19 protein-coding genes are annotated in these 22,020 nt (G+C 62.3%); 10 read left to right on the plus strand and 9 right to left on the minus strand.

What is annotated here, in order from left to right; all coding sequences use genetic code 11:
* Positions 1-46: 46 nt before the first annotated feature.
* The 5 genes from LQ232_RS19390 to LQ232_RS19410 all read right to left on the minus strand — a co-directional run bounded on the left by LQ232_RS19390 (position 47) and on the right by LQ232_RS19410 (position 4,814).
* Complete coding sequence (locus LQ232_RS19390; RefSeq protein WP_230182030.1) at positions 47-703, minus strand: DUF502 domain-containing protein; 657 nt, start codon at positions 701-703, stop codon at positions 47-49.
* A gap of 76 nt (positions 704-779) precedes the next feature.
* Positions 780-1,115, minus strand: a complete 336-nt coding sequence (locus LQ232_RS19395) for an FmdB family zinc ribbon protein (RefSeq protein WP_230182031.1) — start codon at positions 1,113-1,115, stop codon at positions 780-782.
* A gap of 48 nt (positions 1,116-1,163) precedes the next feature.
* A complete protein-coding gene (locus LQ232_RS19400; protein WP_230182032.1) occupies positions 1,164-2,612 on the minus strand; it encodes a sodium:solute symporter family protein in 1,449 nt (482 codons plus the stop codon).
* 60 nt (positions 2,613-2,672) lie between these two features.
* Positions 2,673-4,223 (minus strand): ubiquinone biosynthesis regulatory protein kinase UbiB, encoded by a 1,551-nt coding sequence (ubiB, locus tag LQ232_RS19405; protein WP_230182033.1) that lies wholly within the window; start codon positions 4,221-4,223, stop codon positions 2,673-2,675.
* A gap of 18 nt (positions 4,224-4,241) precedes the next feature.
* Positions 4,242-4,814, minus strand: coding sequence for a hypothetical protein (locus tag LQ232_RS19410; RefSeq protein WP_230182034.1), 573 nt, complete (start codon positions 4,812-4,814; stop codon positions 4,242-4,244).
* 213 nt (positions 4,815-5,027) lie between these two features.
* Between LQ232_RS19410 and LQ232_RS19415 the strand changes: the two genes are divergently transcribed.
* Genes LQ232_RS19415 through LQ232_RS19430 form a run of 4 tightly spaced genes read left to right on the plus strand, consistent with a single transcriptional unit; the run spans position 5,028 to position 10,270 of the window.
* On the plus strand, positions 5,028-6,422 hold the full coding sequence (locus LQ232_RS19415; RefSeq protein ID WP_230182035.1) for an undecaprenyl-phosphate glucose phosphotransferase: 1,395 nt from the start codon (positions 5,028-5,030) through the stop codon (positions 6,420-6,422).
* Between the two features lie 12 nt (positions 6,423-6,434).
* Complete coding sequence (locus LQ232_RS19420; protein ID WP_230182036.1) at positions 6,435-7,721, plus strand: hypothetical protein; 1,287 nt, start codon at positions 6,435-6,437, stop codon at positions 7,719-7,721.
* Between the two features lie 12 nt (positions 7,722-7,733).
* The gene (gene galE / locus LQ232_RS19425) at positions 7,734-8,765 is read left to right on the plus strand and encodes a UDP-glucose 4-epimerase GalE (protein WP_230182037.1); all 1,032 of its coding nucleotides are present in this window, start codon (positions 7,734-7,736) and stop codon (positions 8,763-8,765) included.
* Between the two features lie 50 nt (positions 8,766-8,815).
* A complete protein-coding gene (locus LQ232_RS19430; RefSeq protein ID WP_230182038.1) occupies positions 8,816-10,270 on the plus strand; it encodes a mannose-1-phosphate guanylyltransferase/mannose-6-phosphate isomerase in 1,455 nt (484 codons plus the stop codon).
* A 17-nt stretch (positions 10,271-10,287) separates the two neighbouring features.
* Here the strand turns inward: LQ232_RS19430 and LQ232_RS19435 are convergent, their stop codons facing one another.
* The 3 genes from LQ232_RS19435 to LQ232_RS19445 all read right to left on the minus strand — a co-directional run bounded on the left by LQ232_RS19435 (position 10,288) and on the right by LQ232_RS19445 (position 13,712).
* Entirely contained in the window at positions 10,288-10,983 is a 696-nt protein-coding gene (locus tag LQ232_RS19435) for an HAD-IA family hydrolase (RefSeq protein WP_230182039.1), read from the minus strand.
* Positions 10,980-11,687: a bifunctional 2-polyprenyl-6-hydroxyphenol methylase/3-demethylubiquinol 3-O-methyltransferase UbiG gene (gene ubiG, locus LQ232_RS19440; protein WP_230182040.1), complete on the minus strand. Its 708-nt coding sequence runs from the start codon at positions 11,685-11,687 to the stop codon at positions 10,980-10,982. The genes LQ232_RS19435 and ubiG overlap by 4 nt, the downstream gene beginning before the upstream one ends.
* Positions 11,688-11,753: 66 nt before the next feature.
* Positions 11,754-13,712, minus strand: a complete 1,959-nt coding sequence (locus tag LQ232_RS19445) for a sigma-54-dependent Fis family transcriptional regulator (RefSeq protein WP_230182041.1) — start codon at positions 13,710-13,712, stop codon at positions 11,754-11,756.
* A 253-nt stretch (positions 13,713-13,965) separates the two neighbouring features.
* Here LQ232_RS19445 and LQ232_RS19450 point away from each other — a divergent pair, with 253 nt between their 5' ends.
* Both LQ232_RS19450 and LQ232_RS19455 read left to right on the plus strand, forming a co-directional pair.
* Entirely contained in the window at positions 13,966-15,486 is a 1,521-nt protein-coding gene (locus LQ232_RS19450) for an aldehyde dehydrogenase family protein (protein ID WP_230182042.1), read from the plus strand.
* 54 nt (positions 15,487-15,540) lie between these two features.
* Positions 15,541-15,903, plus strand: a complete 363-nt coding sequence (locus LQ232_RS19455) for an ArsC family reductase (protein WP_230182043.1) — start codon at positions 15,541-15,543, stop codon at positions 15,901-15,903.
* 17 nt (positions 15,904-15,920) lie between these two features.
* Here the strand turns inward: LQ232_RS19455 and LQ232_RS19460 are convergent, their stop codons facing one another.
* A complete protein-coding gene (locus LQ232_RS19460) occupies positions 15,921-18,770 on the minus strand; it encodes an aconitate hydratase (RefSeq protein WP_230182044.1) in 2,850 nt (949 codons plus the stop codon).
* 129 nt (positions 18,771-18,899) lie between these two features.
* Between LQ232_RS19460 and LQ232_RS19465 the strand changes: the two genes are divergently transcribed.
* From LQ232_RS19465 to LQ232_RS19480, 4 genes are read left to right on the plus strand one after another with little or no spacing between them, the layout of a single operon-like run.
* Positions 18,900-19,595 carry a pseudouridine synthase gene (locus tag LQ232_RS19465; protein ID WP_371820323.1) on the plus strand — a complete coding sequence of 232 codons (696 nt, stop codon included), beginning with the start codon at positions 18,900-18,902 and terminating at the stop codon, positions 19,593-19,595.
* Between the two features lie 12 nt (positions 19,596-19,607).
* A complete protein-coding gene (locus LQ232_RS19470) occupies positions 19,608-20,036 on the plus strand; it encodes a UPF0158 family protein (RefSeq protein ID WP_230182045.1) in 429 nt (142 codons plus the stop codon).
* The gene (gene sbcB, locus LQ232_RS19475) at positions 20,033-21,457 is read left to right on the plus strand and encodes an exodeoxyribonuclease I (RefSeq protein ID WP_230182392.1); all 1,425 of its coding nucleotides are present in this window, start codon (positions 20,033-20,035) and stop codon (positions 21,455-21,457) included. The genes LQ232_RS19470 and sbcB overlap by 4 nt, the downstream gene beginning before the upstream one ends.
* Positions 21,454-21,954, plus strand: coding sequence for a M48 family metallopeptidase (locus LQ232_RS19480; RefSeq protein WP_230182046.1), 501 nt, complete (start codon positions 21,454-21,456; stop codon positions 21,952-21,954). The genes sbcB and LQ232_RS19480 overlap by 4 nt, the downstream gene beginning before the upstream one ends.
* The last annotated feature ends 66 nt before the right edge of the window (positions 21,955-22,020 follow it).

Below are 22,020 nucleotides of genomic sequence, written 5' to 3' on the forward strand. Positions count from 1 at the left end.
CGAGCCCGCCCGGAACCCTCGATTGTCCCTCAGGAATCGAGCTGGGTCAGCCTGTGTGGCTGCGCTGGGTGGTGTTGTCGACCACCAAATGGGGCGGCGGTGCCACCACGCCCATGGAAATGATGTATTTCAGCGCCTCGTCCACCGACATCTGCAACTCGATCACGTCGCTGCGCGGCACGATCAGCATGAAGCCCGACGTGGGGTTGGGGGTGGTGGGCACATACAAGGTCAGGTGGTCGTCGCTCAGGTGGGAGGCCACTTCGCCGCTGGGCTTGCCGGTCACGAAGCCGATGGTCCACGAGCCAGCGCGAGGGTATTGCACCAACACGGCGTGGCGGAAAGCCTGGCCGCTGCTGGAAAACAAGGTGTCCGACACCTGTTTGACCGAGGTGTATATGGATTTGACGATCGGGATGTTGGAAAACACCCGATTCGACTGGTTCAAGATCCATTGGCCCGCGAAGTTGGTCACCGCCAGGCCGGTCAGCAGCAGCACCGACACCATGACGATGGCGCTCAGCCCCGGGATGGTCCGCAGCGATTCAAGCCCGGGACGCAGGCTTTCCGGCAGCACGGTTTGCGCGGCAACGATCAGGCCGGCGAAAACGCCATCCAGCACGCCCAGTACCTGCAGCATCACCCAGATGGTGATGGTCAAGGGCAGCCACACGAGCAAGCCGGTCAGGATGTATTTCTTCACAAATGCGTTTCAGGATGAGGCCTGGAGCAGGCCGGGTGATCGAGGCAGGCGCGGTCCGTGGACTGGCTGATGCCGCTCAGGTGCTGGCAGGTGAGCTGCCGCCCGAGGAGGGCGTGGTGGTGCTGGCAGGGGCTGCTGGCGTGGCAGCGGGTGCTGCCGAGGGGGCGGCCGTGTCCGTGCTGGCTGAAGCAACTTTGTCTTTGGACTCAGCGGGGGCGCCAGCGGTGTTGCCGCCACGGAAGTCGGTCACGTACCAACCCGATCCCTTCAACTGAAACCCCGCTGCCGTCAATTGTTTTTTGAAGCTTTCAGCCCCACAGGCCGGGCAGGTGGACAGGACGGGATCGGACATTTTTTGCAAAACGTCTTTGGCATGACCGCAAGACTCACAGCGGTAGGCGTAAATCGGCATCTCAAACCTTCGGGTTTTCCAGTAAAGCCAGTATTCTACGTGCCCAACTCAGGCCTTGTGGTGCTTTCGATGGCGGTGGTCCGTGATGAACTGGGGCGCCAATGAACCAATGACCATGCCGGCGAATGCAGCGATCAGGCCAGCCAACTGGCCCGGAAACGCCTCGCCCCAGGGCGCATGAAGCAGGAACGCACCCCACACGCCAATCCCCAGAGCAATCGAGAGCACCGCGCCCTGCGTGGTGGCGCGCGACCAATACAGGCCCATCGTCAAAGGCACAAACGCGGCCACCAAAGGCACCTGGTAGGCCGATGACACGAGGTCATAGATGGGCGTGCCCTCCATCACGATGGCATAGGCCAGCACCAGCGCGGTGAACGCGAAGATCGTGATCCGCAGTGCCAACAGCACCTGCTTGTCGCTCATGCCGGGCTTGATGTTCTTGAGGATGTTCTCAACGAAGCTGGTCGAAGGTGCCAGCAAGGTGGCCGACGAAGTCGATTTGATGGCCGAGACCAGCGCGCCGAAAAAGAAGATCTGCGCCACCAGTGGCATGTGCGTCAGGATCAGGGTGGGCAGCACCTTTTGCGGGTCATTGGCCAGCAAGGCTTGCGATTCGGCCGGCATGATGATCATGGAGGCTGCCACGATGAACATGGGCACAAACGCAAACGCCAGGTAGCTGAAGCCGCCGATCACGGCGCCTCGGCTGGCGGTCTTGCTGTCCTTGGCCGACATCACGCGCTGGAAAACGTCTTGCTGCGGGATCGAGCCAAACATCATGGTGATCGCCGCGGCAATGAAGGCGATCCAGCCCGAGGGCGTGTGCTCCGGCCAGATCTTGAACCAGTCGTTGGATTGGGCCAGTGCCACGACCTTGTCGGCGCCACCGGCCTGCTCGCTAGCCATCACAGCGATCAAGGACAGGCCGACGACCAACACGATCATCTGGATGAAATCGGTCCAGGCCACGGCCAGCATGCCGCCGATCAGCACGTAGACCAGCACCAGGCTGGTGCCGATGACCATGCCCATCCAGGGCTCGATGGTGCCACCGGACAACACTGAAAACACCAGGCCCAGTGCCGTGATCTGCGCGGCCACCCAGCCCAGGTAGCTCAGGATGATGGCGACCGAGCAGAAGATTTCTACGCCTTCGCCAAACCGGGCCCGGTAGAAGTCGCCGATGGTGAGCAGCTTCATCTTGTACAGCTTGGTGGCGAAAAATGCGCCCACCAGCACCAGGCACATGGAAGCGCCAAAAGGGTCTTCCACCACGGCGTTCAGGCCGCCTTGCACGAACTTGGCCGGGATGCCCATCACGGTTTCGGCGCCAAACCAGGTCGCGAACGTGGTGGTGATCACCATGGCCAGGGGCAGGCTGCGGCCCGCTACCGCAAAGTCGGTCGTGTTCTTGATGCGTGTGCCGGCGTAGACCCCGATGCCCATGGTTCCCACCAGGTACAGGATCACAAACCAGAGCAAAGTGGTGTTCATGTCGCCAAAAACCTTTCACGTCGGGCCGAGGATCGGCGCGCAGTGTAAGGCCTTGCTCGCCTAAATCATGCCGGCAAGGTGCAGCTTGAGCAAGAGTTGCGCCACCAGCAGCCCCATCACGAAACCCATGCCCACCCACAAGGCGGCGGTCATCGTGCGGTTGGTCTTGCGTTGCTCTTTCAGGATGGCGGCCAAGTCACGCCGCAAGCCCACATCGCCTCGCTCCAGGTTGTTGTGCAGCAAGCGCGGCAGCTCGGGCAGCAGCTTGGCGTAGCGTGGGGCTTCCTGCTTCAAGCGCTCCAGCAGACCACGCCAGCCGACCTGTTCGTTCATCCAACGTTCCAGGAACGGCTTGGCGGTGCTCCACAGGTCCAGATCGGGGTCAAGTTGCCGGCCCAGTCCTTCCACATTGAGCAAAGTCTTTTGCAGCAGCACGAGCTGTGGCTGGATCTCCACATTGAAGCGCCGAGAGATTTGAAACAGACGCAACAAAACCAATCCAAGCGAGAGGTCCTTCAGGGGGCGGTCGAAGTAGGGCTCGCAAACCGTGCGCACCGCGCTTTCCAGCTCGTCGACGCGCGTGTTGGGCGGCACCCAGCCGCTTTCGATGTGCAACTCGGCCACGCGTTTGTAGTCGCGGCGGAAGAAGGCGATGAAGTTCTGCGACAGGTACTCCTTGTCGACCTCGGTCAGCGTGCCGATGATGCCGAAGTCGAGTGCGATGTAGCGGCCAAAGGTCTCGGGGGCCAGGCTGACCTGGATGTTGCCGGGGTGCATGTCGGCGTGGAAGAAGCCATCGCGGAACACCTGGGTGAAGAAGATGGTCACTCCGTCGCGCGCCAGTTTCTTGATGTCGACGCCGGCGTCGCGCAGGCGCGCCATGTGGCTGATCGGCACGCCCTTCATGCGCTCCATCACCATGACGGTGGCGGTGCAATGGTCCCAGATCATCTCAGGCACCAGGACCAGGTCGAGGCTTTTCATATTGCGGCGCAATTGCGCGGCATTGGCGGCCTCGCGGACCAGGTCCAGCTCGTCGTGCAGGTATTTGTCGAACTCGGCCACCACCAGGCGTGGCTTGAGACGGCGGCCATCGGCCCATAAAAATTCCACCCAGCCGGCCAGCTTGCGCATCAGCGCCAGGTCATCGTCGATCACGCGCAGCATGCGGGGCCGCAGCACCTTGACGGCCACCTCGCGCCCATCGTGCAGCACGGCGAAGTGCACTTGCGCGATGGAAGCGCTGGCCACCGGCTCGGTGTCGAACTGCTTGAAAATGGCGGAGATGGGTTTGCCCAGGGCTTTTTCCACCAGCTTCATCGACTCTTCGCCCGGGAAGGGCGGAACCCGGTCCTGCAGCTTGGCCAGCTCATCGGCCACATCGGGCGGCAGCAGGTCACGGCGCGTGGACAGCATCTGCCCGAACTTGACGAAGACAGGGCCCAGGCGTTCAAGGGCCTGACGCAAGCGCTCGCCGCGTGGCGCGTGCAACCGCCGCCCCGTCGAGATGATGCGAGACAGCAGGCGCAGGCTGGGGCGTTGCAGGCTGTCCAGCGCCAGGGCATCCAGTCCGTACCGCAAGAAGATCAGGCCAATGAACAAGGCGCGCATCAGGGCTCCCGTGGCCGGTCAGCGCTTGGCGTCATGGAAGCCGGATCGGCGGCCCACATCCGGGCGCCAGCGCAGCACGGCCTCCTTCAGGCTCTCGCCCACGGAGCGCAGCACCTGGCTGGGTGTGTTGCCCAGCCACCTGGCCAGATCGTCCTCGAGGTCCCAACGCAGGTTTTTCATCAGCCAGGATGCCGTTTCGGCCAGTGCAGCGTCGCCATCGATGCTGACTTCGGGGCGCTCACCTTGCAGCGCTCGCCGCGCCATCGTCCAAGGGGCTGTCAAGTGCACGGTCAGGGTCAAGCCGACAGGGGTGTCGGGGGCACCATCGGCGGTGGCCACTTCAAACAGGCCCGCCGGGGTGACGGTCAGGCGGACGGGGCGGGGCGCCCAGTCGGCGCTGGTGCTGCCCGGTGCCAACCAGGCTGCGAAAGGCGGCACGAACGAGGAAGTCCAGCGGATGTCGATGGTTCGGCCCACGTGCGACTTGAGCTTGGCCATGGCCACCGGTTCGCTGGCCACCACGTGGTTGAGCAGCAGTGCAAGCCGCGGCAACGCCAGCGGGCCAATCCAGGAGAGGGGGTTAATTGCCATGAACTAATTGTAGGTGTGGGCCGACAGTTGAAACGGACGGCTACCAATTGGGGTGGGCACCGTTTCATTTGTCATGCTTTTTGAGCCACAATCATTGGCAGACTTTATGCATGGCGCCCGACCCTGGGCCAGCTGTGGTCATGGGCTGTCTACGACCATGACGTGGGCAGAGTTCAACGATTTCCGGGGCCTTGGGGTCTGCCCCTGGTGCACATGTTCAATAACCGCAACTACAACCGCACGTTTTTCAACGCACCGCAGTCGGTCACGTCTTTCATCGCAGCGTTCCTGGAGCCCCTGGTCACGGTGGTTTCCCTGCTGGGCACCATGGCGTACTACGACGAGCCAGTTCTGCGCGCATCGATGGCGCTGTGCTTGCTGGTGTTTGCCTTGACATTCCCAGAGCGCAATCGCTTCAATGACTCTCGGTTGGAAGCCGGTGTGGACATCGCCAGTTCATGGGTGTCGATGTTGCTGATCTTGTGGCTTTGCGGCTATGCCACCAACAGCCTGATGTTCTTCGACTTCACGGTGATGTTGACCTGGGCCGTGGTCACACCGGTGTTGCAATGGATCGCGGTGTTGATCGGCAAGGCCATCTTGAAGCACCGCGCCTCCCAGCCCAACGCCCGGCGGCGTGCCATCGTGGTGGGGGCGGGGCCTTTGGGCGGCAAGGTCGCCCGCGCCCTGCAAAGCAACCTGGACCAGGGCACCGAGTTCGTCGGCTATTTCGACGACCGCACCGACAGCCGCGTATTGTCCGAGGCCGTCAGCATGCGCCTGGGCGGTCTGCGCGATGTCGCCAACTACGTCTACGCCCACAGCATCCACGAGGTCTACATCACCTTGCCGCTGGGCTCGCAGCCCCGCATTGTGGAATTGCTGGAAGCCGTGCAGGGCACAACGGCCTCGCTTTACTTCGTGCCCGACGTGTTCGGCATCAGCATCATCCAGGGCCGCCTGCAAGACATGAACGGCGTACCAGTGGTGGGCATTTGCGAAACGCCTTTCACAGGGACCAACGAGCTGGTCAAGCGGGTATCCGACATCATCTTGGGCAGCATCATCCTGGTGCTGATCTCGCCGATCTTGCTGGGCCTGGCCATCGGGGTGAAGTTGAGCTCGCCCGGGCCAGCCATCTTCCGGCAAAAGCGCAATGGTCTGGATGGCGAGGAGATCATCGTCTACAAGTTTCGCTCGATGCGCTCGCAAGACAATGGGTCGGTGGTCAAGCAGGCCACGAAGGGCGATTCACGGATCACGCCATTTGGCGCTTTCATCCGCAGAACCTCGCTTGACGAACTGCCGCAATTCATCAATGTTCTGCAAGGGCGCATGAGCATCGTGGGCCCCCGCCCGCACGCTGTGGCGCACAACGAGGAATACCGTCGCCTGATCAAGGCGTACATGGTGCGCCACAAGGTGCGCCCGGGCATCACGGGCTGGGCCCAGGTGAATGGCTACCGGGGTGAGACCGAAACCATCGACAAGATGCAGGCGCGGGTTGAATATGACCTTGAATATTTGCGCAACTGGTCGCTGGGGCTGGATTTGCAAATCATCATCCGCACCATCCGGCTGATGATCTTTGACCGCAACGCTTACTGAAAGAGGTTGGCCGTGAAACAAAAAATGAATCAATACACGCTGAGTTTGGTGTCTTTGGCAGCTTCGCTGGCCTGTTCTGTGCCAGCTCATGCGGACCCTCTTTCGTTGAAGCTGAGCGAGACGGTGACCTATGACACCAACTATGCCAGAAATACCTCTGATGACGCCGAGGTGGTTTCCAGCACCGGGATTGCCTTGGGTTTGAATAAAAGCTACGGACGCCAGAACTACAGCGCATCGGGCAAGTTTGGCATCGACAAGCATAAAAACTTCAAAGAGCAAGACAATAACAACTATGAGTTGAGCGGCGGCTTTGTGTCTGAAATCGCTTCCAATTGGGCCGTGGCGCTCAATGGGTCCACCAGCGAGAAATTGAACTCGGTTGAAAACAATCCGCTCAATAATCGTTTGGCCAAGAACATGGTGAGATCGCATGCCGCGGGCATGAACTTGCAGTATGGGGTGGCGGGACGGTGGTCGCTGTTGGGGTCACTGGGCATGGCGCGTACGTCATATTCTCTGGATTCTTATGATGATTACCAGAATCGCAAACAAAGCTCAGGCGGCCTGCGCCTGGTTTACAACACCAGTGATTTGTTGAGCTTTGGCTTGGGCGTGTCGACTGCTAATACCGAGTATCCCAAGCAAATCGTTGCAGGGGTGCCCGAAGAAATCAAGCAGCGCAGCCTTGACTTCACGACGAATTGGCAAGTGACGGGTTTCAGCCGCTTGGACTCGATCCTGAGTTATACAAAGAACAAGTACAAATCAGACTCGCGGGCTGATTTCAAGGGCTTCACGGGGCGTTTGAATTGGAATTACAAGCCAACCGGAGTGACAACATATTCGTTGTCAGCGGCGAGGGTTACCAATAACGACGGCAGTGGTACAGGTCTGCGCAACAATGCAGGGGTGTATGACACCATTGAAGATTACATCTTGGGTAATATTCGTTATGTTGATACCACGATCAACAGCGTGACCACCTCCATAGATGGCCGCATGCGATGGACTCCAACCGCCAAATTGGGCTTCACAGCCGGCTTGGGCTGGGACCGCTATGACGTGACCACATCACGCAATGTTTCCTCAGCTGGTCCCACTGGAAAGACCTCCAGCGACTACACAGTCGTTTCGCTGGCCTCCGATTACAACTTTTCGCGCGCCATCTCGGTGGGCTGCTCAATCCAGCAATACAAGCAGTCCGCTGAAAGCAATCCCCAAGTGACGACCAATGTCCAACGCGTTGGGCATGATGGCCGTCAGTTCAGCTGCAACGCAAGCTTTACCATCGACTGAGTCACCGCACCCATGCCTTGCATCCTCCTGACCGGCGCCACCGGCTACATCGGCTCTCACACCTGGTTGGCGCTGCAAAGCGCCGGGTTTGATGTGGTGGGGGTGGACAGCTTCGTGAACAGCTCGCCCAAAGTGCTGCAACGCTTGGAGCACCTGGGCAAGATCAAGCCCCGGTTTGTCGAAGGCGATGTGCGCGATGCCGCAGCGCTTGACCAGTGTTTCAAGTTGGGCCAATCCGAGTTTGGCGGCATTTCTGCAGTGGTGCACTTCGCGGCCTTGAAGGCCGTCGGTGAGTCCATTGAAAAGCCTCTGGATTATTTCGAGAACAACCTAGGTGGCTTGCTGTCGGTGACCCAAGCCATGAAAAGGCACGGGGTGTTCAAGCTGGTTTTCAGTTCCTCGGCCACCGTTTATGGCAAGCCAGAGCAACTGCCCATCACCGAAAGTGCGGCCCTGCGGGTGACCAATCCCTATGGCCAGACCAAGCTGATGGGCGAAGAGATCCTGCGCGAGCTGGAGCGTTGCGACAGCGGCTGGCATGTGGCGTATCTGCGCTACTTCAACCCCGTGGGCGCCCACGAAAGTGGCCAGATTGGCGAAGACCCGCGTGGCATCCCCAACAACCTGATGCCCTATGTGGCCCAGGTGGCGGCTGGCAAGCGCGAGCATCTGAACGTGTATGGCAACGATTACGACACGCCCGATGGCACTGGCGTGCGTGACTACATCCACGTTTGCGACCTGGCCGAAGGCCACGTGGCGGCACTGCGTTACCTCGCTGACCAGAACCGCTCCTTGACGGTGAACCTGGGAACAGGGCAAGGCTACAGCGTGCTGGAACTGGCTCAGGCCTACGGCAAAGCGTCTGGACGCGACATTCCGGTGGTGTTTGCCCCTCGTCGCCCGGGTGACATAGATGCCTGCTACGCTGACCCGGCGCATGCGCTGAACACCATGGGCTGGAAGGCTCGGCGCGGCCTGGACGACATGTGCGCAGACTCTTGGCGCTGGCAGTTCAACAATCCCCAGGGCTTTGCTGGATAACCGATGGTGGGCCAAAAAAAACAGGCCTGAAATTTGCTGAATAGAACCGTATGAAACTCAATTTGCTTCCCGTGATCATGGCCGGTGGATCGGGCACCCGCCTCTGGCCGCTGTCCCGCGCCTTGTACCCCAAGCAGTTCCTGGTACTGCAAGGCAATCAAAGCCTGTTCCAGCAAGCCCATCTGCGTTTGCAGTCCCTGGCCGCTGAGGACATCAACGTGGCCAAGCCTTGTGTGGTGGGCAACGAAGAGCATCGTTTTTTGGTGCTCGACCAACTGCGTGAGCTCAAGGGTGAGCCTTCGTCGCTGCTGCTGGAACCTGTGGGGCGCAATACGGCGCCTGCGGTGGCGCTGGCCGCCTTGCAAGCCGTGGCCGAGGGTGATGATCCGATCCTGGTGGTGACCCCGGCCGACCAGACCGTGACCGATGAAGCCGCCTACACCAAGGCCTTGCAGACGGCGGTGCGTTGCGCTGCCAAGGGCGACATCGTGATCCTGGGCATCACGCCCGACCGCCCTGAAACCGGTTTTGGCTACATTCGCACCGAGCAAGCGCAGGCCGACGGCGCGCGGGCCGTGGTCGCTTTCGTTGAAAAGCCCAATCTGGAAACCGCCAAGGGCTATGTGGCCGAAGGTGGCTATTTCTGGAACAGCGGCATGTTCGTGATGCGTGCATCGCGCTGGTTGGCCGCACTGGAGCACTTCCGTCCGGACATCCTGGAGGCCACGCGCAAGTCGTTTGATGTGCGCACCACCGATGCCAGCTTCGTGCGCCCCGGCAAGGCTGAGTTCTCGGCTGTGCCGTCCGAGTCGGTCGACTATGCCGTGATGGAGCAATGCCCGGGCAAGCCTGCCAGCGGATTCGTGGTGCGCATGGTGCCGCTGGATGCTGGTTGGTCCGATCTGGGGGCTTGGGATGCCGTCTGGCAGGTCAGCCCGCAAGATGCCCAAGGCAATGCCAGCCAGGGCGATGCCCTGCTGCACAACAGCCGCAATACCTTGGTCCACGCCACGAGCCGCCTTGTGGCCACAGTAGGCCTGGACAACATCGTCGTGGTCGAGACGCCAGACGCCGTGCTGGTGGCCGACCGCAGTTGCAGTCAGGATGTCAAGCAGATCGTCAATGCCTTGTCGCTGCGCGAGCGCAGTGAAGGCACTGTGCACCGCCGCGTGCACCGGCCTTGGGGCTGGTACGACTCGATCGATTTCGGGCCGCGTTTTCAGGTCAAGCGCATCATGGTCAAGCCCAAGGCCAGCCTGAGCTTGCAGATGCACCACCACCGCGCCGAGCACTGGATCGTGGTCAGTGGCACGGCCGAGGTCACCAATGGCGACAAGGTGCTGATGCTGTCCGAGAACCAGTCGACTTACATCCCTTTGGGCACCGTGCACCGCCTGGTCAACCCCGGCACGATCCCGCTGGAGATCATTGAAGTGCAGTCGGGCAGTTACCTGGGTGAAGACGACATCGTCCGCTTCCAGGACAACTACGGTCGTTCGGCTTGAGCCCCGGGCCGACGCGCTCAGCGTTGGCCCAAACCGAGCACGGCCAGTAAATCAAGGGGCCACTCGGTGATCACATCGGCGCCCCAATCGCGGATGTCGTGGCTGTGGCCCAGGTAGCCCCAGGCTGCGGCAGCACTGGGCATGCCGGCGGCTTGGGCGGCCTGGATGTCGCGCAGATCGTCGCCAACGTACAGCGTGGCGGCCGGGTCTGATTTGATCTGTTCGCAGGCGGTCAGCAAAGGCAAGGGGTGCGGTTTGGCGTGGGCCGTGGTGTCGCCGCTGATGGTGGTCATGCTGCGGCTATCCAAGCCCAGCCCGCGCATCACCGGGGTGGTGAAGCGGTGGGGCTTGTTGGTGACCACGCCCCATTTCAGGCCTGCCTGTTCCAACTGATCCAGCAGTTGCGCCACGCCGTCGAACAGCACGGTGGTGTCGCTCAGGCATTGCGTGTAGGCGTCCAGGAAGGCCAGCCTCAGGTCTTCGTATTCAGCGTGGCCGGGGTGGATGTCGAGGCCCACGCCAATGAGGCCGCGTGCGCCGGCCGAGGCATGGGGCCGCAACAAGTCCAAGGGCATGGGCTGCAAACCGCGTTGCACGCGCAGATGGTTGAGCGCGCCGCCCAGGTCGCCCGCCGTGTCGGCCAGCGTGCCGTCCAGATCAAACAGCACCGCCTGCGGCGGCGTGGTCCAGTTCAAGGCCGGGTTTTTGCTCATGCCTTGGCGGGCTTGCGACAAGCGATCATGTAGTTGACGCTGGTGTCACCCGACAACCAGTAGCGGCGGGTGATGGGGTTGTACTCGAGGCCCTTCATCTGCGTGGTCGACAGGTCGGCTTCGCGGGCCCATCGCGTCAACTCGGCCGGGCGGATGAAACGGGCGAACTCATGGGTGCCTTTGGGCAGCAACTTGAGCAGGTACTCTGCGCCGACGATGGCAAAGAGGAAGGACTTGGGGTTGCGGTTGAGCGTCGAGAAGAAGATCCAGCCGCCCGGCTTGGCCATCTGTGCGCAAGCTCGCACCACCGAGGATGGGTCGGGCACGTGCTCCAGCATTTCCATGCAGGTGACGACGTCGAACTGGCCGGGCTGCTCTGCGGCCAAGGCCTCGGCCGACACGCTGCGGTAATCCAGGTTGGCCACGCCGCTTTCCATGGCATGCAGTTGGGCCACCTTCAAGGGCCGGTCGGCCAGGTCGATGCCTAGCACGTTGGCGCCCCGGCGTGCCATCGATTCGGCCAGGATGCCGCCGCCGCAGCCCACATCCACCACGCGCTTGCCATTGATATTGGCTTGCTGGTCGATCCAGTCCAGGCGCAGGGGGTTGATCTGGTGCAGGGGGCGGAACTCGCTTTCAGGGTCCCACCAGCGGTGGGCCAGGTCGCTGAATTTGGCCAGTTCTTGGGGGTCGGCGTTTGTCATGGGTGAGATGCTAACCAATGCGCCGCCGATCTCGCGCCTCTTGCACGTATTTCTTGCGCCGGCCTGTCAAGCTTTGGCTTGCTTGAGTTTGCGATAGAGGGTGTTGCGGCTGATGCCCAATTGGCGCGCCGCCAGTGACATGTTGCCCTCGCTGGCGGCGATGACCTGTCGGATGGTTTGGGCCGTGAGTTTGCGCAGATTGGGTTCGGCGGGGGTGAGGATGCCAGATGCCGGGATTGTGCCGAGGGAGGGGGACGAGCCATGCGGGGCAAGGGGTAGCGGCGTGGCCTGTTGCAATTCCTTGGCCATGTCATCGGGCAAGTGAGACCAGTCGAGCGCGTGGTCGCCGGGATCCAGCAGGGCGCAGGCGGTGCGCAGCAGGCTGTGGAGTTGCCGGATGTTGCCGGGCCAAGGGTGGCGTGCCAGGCTCTGCATCAGGCCCGGGTGGACGCGCTCGACCGGGGCGCGGCCCATGTCCTGGGTGATGTGGGTGAGCACTTCGCCGACCAAGGCATTGAAATCCTGGCGATCGCGCAGGGCGGGCAGGGTCAGGCTCAGGCCGTTGAGGCGGTAGTAAAGGTCTTCGCGGAAGTGCCCTTCGGCGATGGCCTCTTTGAGTTGTCGGTGGGTGGCGCTGACCAGAACAAAGTCCACGGGCACGGGTTTGTTGCCGCCCAGCGGCACGACCACCTTGTCTTGCAAGACCCGCAACAGCCGGGCTTGCAGAGGCAGGGGCATGTCACCGATTTCGTCCAGGAACAAGGTGCCGCCGTCGGCTTCGCGGATGCGGCCTGGTGAGCCTTCACGGCGGGCCCCGGTGAAGGCCCCGCCCACATAGCCAAAGAGCTCGGCCTCGATCAGGGTTTCAGGCAGCGCGGCGCAGTTCACGGCGACGAAGGGTTTGTGGCTGCGTGGGCCTTCGGTATGCAGGTGGCGGGCGAAAACCTCTTTGCCGGTGCCCGATTCCCCTTGGATCAGCACCGAAATCCCTTGGGCCTGCACGCGCAGTGCCCGCTGCATGGCTTGGGCGACACGGGGGTCGAGTGCAGGTTCAGAGGGCGGATTTGGGCGGGTCTGCGCTGTCGGGCGGCTGTCCCGCAGAGTCACGGTTTCCTTGCCGTGGCTGTCCAGGCGGGCGTACAGCCTCCCCATGGCGGGCAGGCGCAGCTGCATCACCTTGCCCGCAGGCCACAGCCCCAGGCGGGTGCCCGTGGCCTGTTCCAGGGTGCAGGCCCCGATGAGGGCGTCGTCCAGGGCGAGCCATTGCTGCGCCTGGGTGTTCAGGCCGACGACCCAGCCGTCGCTGGACAGGGCCAGCAGGCCTTCTCCGAGGCCGCCCAGGCCTTCGGCCTGTGGGTGCAGCCGCACGATGAGGTCGCGGTGGTGGCGTGCGTGGAAAAGGCGGTCTTCGATCATGCGGGCGGCGGATCGCACCAGGGCAAAGGTGTGCGGGTGTTGCCCCCGGTGGTCGCCCGAGATGTCGAGCACGCCTTTGAGTTGCCCATTGGGTGCGCGCACGGGTGCCGCGGCACAAGTCAGGAAACTGTTGCGCTCAAGGTAGTGTTCTGCGCCATGGATGACCACCGCGCGGCGTTCAGCCAGGGCAGTGCCAATGGCGTTGGTGCCTCGGTCGGCTTCATGCCACAGCGCGCCAGGACGCAACGAGACGCGGTCGGCACGCGAGACAAAGTCCAGGTCGCCCAGGCTGTGCAGCAAAAGGCCACGCACATCGGACAAGGCCACAAGGCTGCCCGATCCCTGCATCTGTTGGGCCACGAAGTCCATCACCGGCCGGGCGTGTGCCAGGAAATCGTGTTCGCAGGCCAGCGCGACTTTGAGCTCCTGAACGCCAGACAGCGGTGGCTCGTTGTACTGGTCAACGGGGCTGAGGCCCGCCCGCTGGCAGCGCAGCCATGAGCGCATCAGGGTGTCGTTGACCAAGCCATCTGGCACTTCGCCCGATTCCATCAGGCTGCGGCGAGCCTGGCTGAGGGCCGAGGCCGATGGGGGGTGGGCCGGTGTCATGGGGTGAGTATGGCGCGCCGCTTCATGTCACACACGCGGGTCGACCCTGTGTCAAATCGGGACAGGTGGCCTGGATTGGAGCGCATGGGTTTTCACGGGGTGACAGTGTTGGGATTGTCCAGGCCCAGGGTGGGGTTGGGGTGGCGGCAGGGTTGGGTTCCGTGGAAACCCGCGGTGGCACGCGCTGTGCGCTCAAGTGTTGGCACGCCATGGCAGACCCATGGGATTCGATGGCCCTATCAGGAGACTCAAGATGATCTACGCTGCACCCGGCGCCGCTGGCGCTCCCGTGAACTTCAAGAAGCAGTACGACAACTTCATCAATGGCCAGTTTGTGGCCCCTGTTGACGGTCAGTATTTCGATGTGATCTCGCCCATCAATGGCGAGGTCTTCACGAAAGCTGCCCGCTCCGGTGCTGCTGACATTGAGCTGGCCCTGGATGCCGCCCATGCTGCCAAGGACCAGTGGGCAGCCACCTCTGCAGGTGAACGCGCCAACATCCTGCTCAAGATCGCCGATCGCATCGAGCAGAACCTGGAAAAGCTGGCCTACGCCGAAACCGTGGACAACGGCAAGGCCATCCGCGAAACGCTGAACGCCGACATCCCGCTCACGGTCGATCACTTCCGCTACTTTGCGGGTTGCCTGCGTGCGCAAGAGGGCTCGCTGTCCGAGATCGACGGCAACACCATCGCGTATCACTTCCATGAGCCCTTGGGCGTGGTCGGTCAGATCATCCCCTGGAACTTCCCGATCTTGATGGCCGCCTGGAAGCTGGCTCCGGCCTTGGGCGCGGGCAACTGTGTGGTGCTCAAGCCCGCCGAATCGACCCCCATCAGCATCCTGGTGTTGGCCGAGATGATCGCTGACCTGTTGCCACCTGGCGTGCTCAACATCGTCAACGGCATGGGGCGCGAAGCCGGCATGCCCTTGGCATCCAGCAAGCGCATCGCCAAGATCGCCTTCACCGGCTCGACCGCCACGGGGCGTGTCATTGCGCAAGCGGCGGCCACCAACCTGATTCCCGCCACGCTGGAGCTGGGGGGCAAGAGCCCCAACATCTTCTTTGAAGACGTGATGGATGCCGACGATGCCTTCCTGGACAAGGCCATCGAAGGCATGGTGCTGTTCGCTTTCAACCAGGGGGAGGTCTGCACCTGCCCGTCGCGGGCGCTGATCCAGGAGTCGATCTACGACAAGTTCATGGCGCGCGTGCTCAAGCGCGTGGCCGCCATCAAGCAAGGCGACCCCCTGGACACCGACTCGATGATGGGCGCACAGGCCTCCAGCCTGCAGATGGACAAGATCATGTCCTATCTGGCGGTGGGCAAGGAAGAGGGGGCCGAGGTGTTGATCGGTGGTGGTGCGGCCAAGCTCGGTGGTGCCTTGTCAGGCGGTTATTACATCCAGCCGACCCTGTTCAAGGGGCACAACAAGATGCGCATCTTCCAGGAGGAAATCTTTGGCCCGGTGCTGGCCGTGACGACCTTCAAAACCGAAGCCGAAGCCCTGCAAATTGCCAATGACACGCCTTATGGCCTGGGCGCCGGTGTGTGGACCCGCAATGGCAACCGCGCTTACCAGTTTGGCCGCCGCATCCAGGCCGGCCGGGTGTGGACCAACTGTTATCACGCCTACCCCGCCCACGCTGCCTTTGGCGGCTACAAGGAATCGGGCATTGGCCGCGAGACCCACAAGGTCATGCTGGACCACTACCAGCAAACAAAGAACCTGCTGGTCAGCTACGACCCCAACAAGCTGGGCTTCTTCTGATGGGTCTGTGCCACAGTTCGGTTTTGTCTTGCAAGCGCACAGCGCCTCACCAACATGACGACTCTGGTCTTTGGCATTCCCAACTGCGACACCGTTAAAAAAGCCCGCACCTGGCTGGATGAGCAAGGTGTGGCCCACACCTTCCACGACTACAAGAAGCAGGGCGTGCCTGCGGACCGGGTGGATGCCTGGATCAAGGCGGTCGGCTGGGAAGTGCTGGTCAACCGGCAGGGCACGACCTGGCGCAAGCTGGACGACGCGACCAAGGCTGGCGTGGTGGATGCGGCCAGCGCCAAGGCCGTCATGCTGGCCAACGCCAGCGTGATCAAACGGCCGGTGATCGAGCAGGATGGGCAGGTGAAGGTGGTGGGCTTTGACGAGAAAAAGGCCGCTGTCCTGCTGGATCAGCGGCCCTGACTCTTTGATTCAACCCGTCAGGCGGCCAGCAACTGCCGCAGCACGAAGGGCAGGATGCCGCCGTGTTGGTAGTAGTCCACCTCGATCGGCGTGTCGATGCGCAGGGTGACGACGACCTCCTGCACGCTGCCATCCTGGCGGTGGATGACCAGCTTGGCATCGGCCTGTGGCCTGATCTCGTCGCCCAGTTGCACGTCGATGGTTTCGTCGCCTTTCAGGCCCAAGGTTTCCCAGGTGTCCGTGCCTTTGAACTGCAGGGGCAGCACGCCCATGCCGACCAGGTTGGACCGGTGGATGCGCTCGAAGCTGCGCGCCACCACGGCCTTGATGCCCAGCAATTGCGTGCCCTTGGCCGCCCAGTCGCGGCTGGAGCCCGTGCCGTACTCTTCGCCTGCCAGGATGATGGTGGGCACCTTGGCGGCCTGGTACTTCATCGCCGCGTCGTAGATGGGCAGCTTGGCGCCCTGGTCCTCGTCGTCCAACTGATACAGGGTGTAGCCGCCTTCTTCGCGCGAGCCATCGGCCTTGGGCGGCAGCATCAGGTTCTTGATGCGCACGTTGGCGAAGGTGCCGCGCATCATCACTTCGTGGTTGCCGCGCCGTGAGCCATAGCTGTTGAAATCGGCTTTTTGCACGCCGTGCGCCAGCAAGTATTGGCCAGCCGGCGTGGTTTCCTTGAAGGAGCCGGCGGGCGAGATGTGGTCGGTGGTGATCGAGTCACCGAACAGGGCCATGATGCGTGCGCCGGTCACGCCGGGCGCCGAGAACACCGGCTCTTGCGTGAAGTCCTTGAAGAAGGGCGGCTCGGCAATGTAGGTGCTGTGCGGCCACGAGTACACATTGCCCTTCACACCCTTGATGTTGTTCCACAGCTTGCCAGGGTCGCTGGACACCTTCTCGTAATTCTCGCGGTAGGCCTTGCCGTTCAGGGCGAACTTGAGCAGCTTGTAGATTTCGTCGCTGCTGGGCCAGATGTCGCCCAGGTAGATGTCCTTGCCGTTTTTGCCTTGGCCCACGGGCTCGGTCATCAGGTCCTTCATGACATTGCCGGCGATGGCGTAGGCCACCACCAAGGGTGGCGAAGCCAGGAAGTTGGCTTTCAGGTTGGGGTGGATGCGGGCTTCGAAATTGCGGTTGCCTGACAGCACGGCGGCGCACACCAGGTCGTTCTTGGTGATGACCTCGTTGATCTCGGGCGTGAGGTCGCCGGCATTGCCAATGCAGGTGGTGCAGCCGTAGGCGGCCAGGGTGAAGCCCAGCTTTTCAAGGTAGGGCAGCAGGCCGGCTTTCTCGAGGTATTCGGTGACGATGCGCGAGCCCGGTGCCAGGGAGGTCTTGACATGGGGCTTGACCGTCAGGCCCGCTTCAACCGCCTTCTTGGCCAGCAGGCCGGCAGCCAGCAGCACGCTGGGGTTCGAGGTGTTGGTGCAGGAAGTGATGGCGGCGATCAGCACGTCGCCATTGCCGATGCTGACGGCATCGACGTTCTGGATGGGCTTGCCCTGCGCCGATTCAAGCGTGGGCCGGTTGCCTACCATTTCCATCACCTGGCGCGGGGCGCCGGCGGGTGTGGGCTGGGCGGGGGGCGCTTCTTCGCCGCCGCCCAGTCTGTGGCGCTGGCCCAGCTTGTCCGCCGGCTGGTTGAAACCGTTCTCGACCGGGCTTTTGCTGAACAAGCTGGTGAACTGGCTTTTCACATTGCCCAGCTCAATCCGGTCTTGGGGCCGCTTGGGGCCGGACAGCGAGGGCGTGACGGTGCCCAGGTCCAGTTTGACGATGCTGGAGTAATCGATCTCGCCGGCTTGCGGCACCCCATAGAGCTTCTGCGCCTTGAAGTAGGCCTGGAAGGCTTCGATCTCGGCCTTGGTGCGGCCGGTGCCCTTGAAGTAGTCAATGGTCTTGTCGTCCACCGGGAAGAAGCCCATGGTGGCACCGTATTCAGGAGCCATGTTGGCGATGGTGGCGCGGTCGGGCAGGGCCAGGGTGGTGGTGCCAGCACCAAAAAATTCGACGAACTTGCCGACGACCTTTTCTTTGCGCAGGATTTCGGTCACGGTCAGCACCAGGTCGGTGGCGGTCACGCCTTCGCGCAGTTGGCCGGTCAGCTCGAAGCCCACCACATCAGGCGTCAGAAAGTACACCGGTTGGCCCAGCATGCCAGCCTCGGCCTCGATGCCGCCCACGCCCCAGCCCACCACGCCAATGCCATTGATCATGGTGGTGTGGCTGTCGGTGCCGACCAGCGTGTCGGGGTAGGCCACACCATCCTTGGTCTGGTGCACGCCACGCGCCAGGTACTCCAGGTTGACCTGGTGGACGATGCCAAAGCCCGGGGGCACGACGCCGAAGGTGTCGAAGGCCTGCATGCCCCATTTCATGAACTGGTAGCGCTCCTGGTTGCGCTGGAATTCCAGCTTCATGTTCAGGTCTAGCGAGTTCTTGGTGCCGTAATGGTCGATCATCACGGAGTGGTCGACCACCAGATCCACCGGCACCAAGGGTTCGATGCTTTTGGGCGCCTTGCCCAGGCTGGCGGCCACATTGCGCATGGCGGCCAGGTCGGCCAGCAGGGGCACCCCAGTGAAGTCCTGCAGCACCACGCGGGCCACCACAAAGGGGATTTCATCGGTGCGGGGCGCCACTGGGGCCCAGTTGGCCAGCTCGGCCACGTGTTCGGCCGTGACCTTCTTGCCATCGCAGTTGCGCAGCACGGACTCCAGCACGATCCGGATCGACACCGGCAGGCGCGCCACGCTCGGGTATTGCTTGGTCAATTCGGGCAGCGAGTAAAACTGCAGCGACTTGCCTGATGCAGTCTTGAATGTCTTGAGCGTTTTGGCAAACGCGTGCTTGGGGACTTTGGCCATGTGGACTCTCCGTGCAAAACAGACGCAATGCGAAAATACCATTGTGGCAGGGCCTGCCAGGTTCTGCGCTAGGCTAGGCGCCATGGGGTTTTGTGATGTCCGGGTTTGGGGTAATGAGGTGTTTCGTTCATGATGACTAACCCGTCCGTGGGCGTGACCGAGCACCAGTTGGCCGACTACACGCCCCCAATGCACACGGGGCTGGACATCGCCTACGCGGACAGCGCCCTGCTGATCGTCAACAAGCCCAGCGGCTTGCTGAGCGTGCCGGGCCGCGGCGAGCGGTTTCAAGACAGCCTGGCCTCGCGCGTGATGCTGGAGTACCCGCAGGCCCTGATCGTGCACCGCCTGGACATGCAGACCTCCGGCCTTTTGGTCATGGCGCTGGGGCCGCAGGCACACCGGGATCTGAGCGCCTTGTTCCAGACACGGCAGGTGCACAAGTGCTATGTGGCGCAGGTGGCGGGTTTGATGCTGGCCGACCATGGTGAGGTGGCGCTGCCCCTGATCACCGATTGGCCCCATCGCCCCCGCCAGAAGGTGGATTGGACGGAAGGCAAACCGGCCTTGACGCGCTGGCAGGTCGCCTCGCGCGATGCCCTGCATGACACAACCCGGGTTGAACTTGAGCCGGTGACCGGACGATCCCACCAATTGCGCGTGCACATGATGTCGATCGGGCACGCCATCGTGGGCGACCCCTTGTATGCCAGCGACACTGTGCGGGCACGGGCGGATCGCTTGTTGTTGCACGCGGCCGAACTGAAGTTTCAACATCCCCAAACGGGCGAATGGGTGCACGTTGTCAGCCCCATCCCGTTTTGACATGAGCCTTGAATGAGCACCATGAAGACTTTGACCATCGACCTGGATGACCTGATCATCGCGCTGGCCACCCGCTATGAACTGGACGACCCCAGCCATTACCTGGACTTGGACACGGGCGAGGTGATCTACGCCGGCGAGGGGCTGGAAGCCTTGCCGCCCGACCTGGCGGACAACCCCCGCTACCTTTGGATCGAGCCGGTGCAGGCCGAACCGGCCTTGCAGGTCATCGAGGCTTTCATCGCCCAGGTGGGTGACCCGCAGGCGCGCGCCACCTTGACCGCGGCTTTCAACGATGACGAGCCCTTCGAAGCCTTCAAGGAGGCCATGCAGGCCTTGCCACAATTGAGGGACGCCTGGTTTTCATTCCACCACCAGGCCTATTTGGCCATGGCACAAGGCTGGTGCCAGCAACAAGGCATTGAACCCCAATGGCAGTGAGCGACTTCACCTTTTTCTGGCACGACTACGAAACCTTTGGCCGAGTGCCCCGGCGTGACCGGCCCGCACAGTTCGCCGGCATCCGCACCGATGCGCAACTTCAGGAAATGGGCGAGCCGGTGATGCGCTATTGCCAACCCGCACCCGACTACCTGCCCGATCCCGAGTCCTGCCTGCTCACAGGCATCCTGCCGCAGACCTGCCTGGACCGTGGCCTGCCTGAGCACGCTTTTGCCCAGGCCATCGAACGTGAGCTGGCGTGGCCGGGCACCATCGGCGTGGGCTACAACACCATCCGCTTTGATGACGAAGTCACGCGGCACCTTTTCTGGCGCAATTTGATCGACCCCTATGCCCGCGAGTGGCAGAACAACTGCGGCCGATGGGATTTGCTGGACGTGGTGCGCTGCACCTGGGCTTTGCGCCCGGAAGGTATCCAATGGCCGCTTCACGATGACGGCCGCCCCTCGTTCAAGCTGGAGCACCTGACGGCAGCCAACGGCCTGTCGCACGAAGCGGCGCACGATGCTTTGTCGGACGTGCGCGCCACCATTGGCCTGGCCCGGTTGATCCTGCAAAGGCAACCCAAGCTGTTCGAGTTCTGCCTGAAGCTGCGCAAGAAGGACGCCGTGCTGGCCGAGATCGGCGTGGGCAAGCCTTTCCTGCATGTGTCGGGGCAATACGGCGTGGAGCGTGGCTGCCTGGCCATCGTGTGGCCCTTGGCGCCCCACCCCACCAACAAGAACGAGCTGATCGTGTGGGACTTGTCGGTGGACCCGAGCGAGCTGTTTTCGCTCAACGCCGAAGCCATCCGCCAACGCACCTTCAGCAAGGCCGATGAGCTGCCAGAGGGCGTCACACGCCTGCCACTGCGTTCCATCCACATCAACAAATCGCCCATCGTGATCGGCAACCTCAAAACCCTGACGCCTGCAGTGGCTGCGCGGTGGGGCCTGGACGTTGACCAAGCACTGCGCCACGCAGAATTGGCGGCGCGCCTGGGCGCATCCATGGCCGGCATCTGGCCCGATGTGTTTGCGCGCCCACCCCGGGATCAAGCGGCGGATGTGGACGAAGACCTCTACGGCGGTTTCTTGAGCAAGGAGGATCGCAATGCGCTGGACCGCTTGCGGGCTTTGAGTCCGGAGTTGCTGGCCGAGCGGCGCACAGGTTTCGAAGACGCGCGCCTGGACGAATTGCTGTTTCGCTACCGGGCGCGCAACTTCCCGCAAACCTTGAGCGCCTCTGACCAGGAGCGATGGCTGCAACTGCGGTTTGAGCGTCTGCATGAAGGCGTTGGCGGAGGGCTGTCGTTGCAGGCATTCTTTGACCGCATTGATGAACTCAGCGAGACCGCCGATGAGCGTGGCGAGGGCATCCTGGGCGCCTTGTACGACTATGCGGAGCAGATCGCACCATGAGCGATTTGAAGTACTTGTCGGGCTACCCGGAGCATGTGCTGGCGCAGGTGCAAAAGATCATCGACCAGGGCACGCTGGGCGATGTCCTGCAGCGAAAATATGGCGAGCGCCACGAGGTGCGCACCGACAAGGCGCTTTACGACTATGTGCTTGATCTGAAAGCCCGCCACATGCGCAATGCGGAGGCCATCCACAAAGTGGCGTTTGACGGCAAGCTCAAGGTGATCCAACATGCGCTGGGCACGCACACAGCCATCTCGCGTGTGCAGGGCGGCAAGCTCAAGGCCAAACGCGAGATCCGCGTGGCCGCCTTGTTCAAAGAGGCGCCGCCAGAATTCCTCAAGATGATCGTGGTGCACGAGCTCGCGCACTTGAAAGTGAAAGACCATGACAAGGCCTTCTACCAACTGTGCACGCACATTGAGCCCAATTACCACCAGTATGAGTTCGATCTGAGGCTTTACCTGACGAACTTGGATTTAGGTCGCACAACGTAGGACAGCTCCTACTGGGGCCAACGCGGTGGGCCGACAGACTCGGCGTGGTGCGAGGACTAACATGGG

Source organism: Aquabacterium sp. CECT 9606 (assembly GCF_918741295.1).
Lineage (GTDB): Bacteria > Pseudomonadota > Gammaproteobacteria > Burkholderiales > Burkholderiaceae_C > Aquabacterium.

What these genes read in the sequence shown, in the direction of transcription:
- LQ232_RS19465 (WP_371820323.1), top strand. Translation starts at nt 18,900, where the DNA reads ATGATGACTAACCCGTCCGTGGGCGTGACCGAGCACCAGTTGGCCGAC.
- LQ232_RS19480 (WP_230182046.1), top strand. Translation starts at nt 21,454, where the DNA reads ATGAGCGATTTGAAGTACTTGTCGGGCTACCCGGAGCATGTGCTGGCG.
- galE (WP_230182037.1), top strand. Translation starts at nt 7,734, where the DNA reads ATGCCTTGCATCCTCCTGACCGGCGCCACCGGCTACATCGGCTCTCAC.
- LQ232_RS19470 (WP_230182045.1), top strand. Translation starts at nt 19,608, where the DNA reads ATGAGCACCATGAAGACTTTGACCATCGACCTGGATGACCTGATCATC.
- LQ232_RS19415 (WP_230182035.1), top strand. Translation starts at nt 5,028, where the DNA reads ATGTTCAATAACCGCAACTACAACCGCACGTTTTTCAACGCACCGCAG.
- LQ232_RS19435 (WP_230182039.1), bottom strand. Translation starts at nt 10,983, where the DNA reads ATGAGCAAAAACCCGGCCTTGAACTGGACCACGCCGCCGCAGGCGGTG.
- LQ232_RS19395 (WP_230182031.1), bottom strand. Translation starts at nt 1,115, where the DNA reads ATGCCGATTTACGCCTACCGCTGTGAGTCTTGCGGTCATGCCAAAGAC.
- LQ232_RS19460 (WP_230182044.1), bottom strand. Translation starts at nt 18,770, where the DNA reads ATGGCCAAAGTCCCCAAGCACGCGTTTGCCAAAACGCTCAAGACATTC.
- LQ232_RS19400 (WP_230182032.1), bottom strand. Translation starts at nt 2,612, where the DNA reads ATGAACACCACTTTGCTCTGGTTTGTGATCCTGTACCTGGTGGGAACC.
- LQ232_RS19430 (WP_230182038.1), top strand. Translation starts at nt 8,816, where the DNA reads ATGAAACTCAATTTGCTTCCCGTGATCATGGCCGGTGGATCGGGCACC.
- LQ232_RS19455 (WP_230182043.1), top strand. Translation starts at nt 15,541, where the DNA reads ATGACGACTCTGGTCTTTGGCATTCCCAACTGCGACACCGTTAAAAAA.
- LQ232_RS19450 (WP_230182042.1), top strand. Translation starts at nt 13,966, where the DNA reads ATGATCTACGCTGCACCCGGCGCCGCTGGCGCTCCCGTGAACTTCAAG.
- ubiG (WP_230182040.1), bottom strand. Translation starts at nt 11,687, where the DNA reads ATGACAAACGCCGACCCCCAAGAACTGGCCAAATTCAGCGACCTGGCC.
- LQ232_RS19445 (WP_230182041.1), bottom strand. Translation starts at nt 13,712, where the DNA reads ATGACACCGGCCCACCCCCCATCGGCCTCGGCCCTCAGCCAGGCTCGC.
- LQ232_RS19410 (WP_230182034.1), bottom strand. Translation starts at nt 4,814, where the DNA reads ATGGCAATTAACCCCCTCTCCTGGATTGGCCCGCTGGCGTTGCCGCGG.
- ubiB (WP_230182033.1), bottom strand. Translation starts at nt 4,223, where the DNA reads ATGCGCGCCTTGTTCATTGGCCTGATCTTCTTGCGGTACGGACTGGAT.